This is a genomic window from Tepidiphilus sp. J10 (assembly GCF_006980785.1).
Lineage (GTDB): Bacteria > Pseudomonadota > Gammaproteobacteria > Burkholderiales > Rhodocyclaceae > Tepidiphilus > Tepidiphilus olei.
On the sequence record NZ_SBHP01000018.1, the window covers coordinates 1 to 758 of the forward strand.

Sequence of the window (758 nt, forward strand, 5' to 3'; positions counted from 1 at the left end):
TCATTGCTCCTTGCCGCCGCGACGGGCGGCCCAAGCTTGCAGGGCGTTGATGACGAGCAAGAGGGTGAAGGAAATGACCAGCATCACCGTGGCGATGGCGGTGGCGCCCGCCTCGTCGTACTGTTCGAGCTGGCCGATGATGAGCAGCGGCACGATCTCCGAGACGAAAGGGATGTTCCCGGCGATGAAGATCACCGAGCCGTACTCCCCCACGGCACGGGCGAAGGCGAGCGCAAACCCGGTGACGGTGGCCGGCAGCACGTGCGGCAGGATCACGTGGCGGAACACCTGCCAGCGGCTCGCCCCCAGGCTCGCGGCCGCCTCCTCGAATTCCGGCTCGAATTCCTCCAACACCGGCTGCACCGTGCGCACCACGAAAGGAATGCCGATGAAGACGAGCGCCACGAGAATGCCCAGCGGCGTGAACGCGACCTTGACCCCGAGCGCGGCGAGCCACCCGCCCAACCAGCCGTTGGGCGCGTAGAGCGCGGTGAGCGCGATGCCGGCCACCGCCGTGGGTAGCGCAAACGGCAGGTCGATGAGAGCGTCGACCAGGCGCTTGCCGGGAAAGGAGTAGCGCACCAGCACCCAGGCGAGCAGCAGGCCGAAGACGGCATCGATCGCCGCCGCCGCGAGCGCCGCCCCGAAAGAAAGCCGGTAGGCGGCGAGCACCCGCGGGTTGCTCACCACGTCCACGAATTCCCCCCAACCCAGCTCCAGCGTCTTGCCGAACACCGCCGCCACCGGCAGCAGCACGA

1 protein-coding gene is annotated in these 758 nt (G+C 68.3%); it reads right to left on the reverse strand.

Annotated features, from left to right (window positions below; all coding sequences use genetic code 11):
- Positions 1-756 carry a sulfate ABC transporter permease subunit CysT gene (gene cysT, locus EPD81_RS10565; RefSeq protein WP_370456510.1) on the reverse strand — a complete coding sequence of 252 codons (756 nt, stop codon included), beginning with the start codon at positions 754-756 and terminating at the stop codon, positions 1-3.
- Between the last annotated feature and the right edge of the window lie 2 nt (positions 757-758).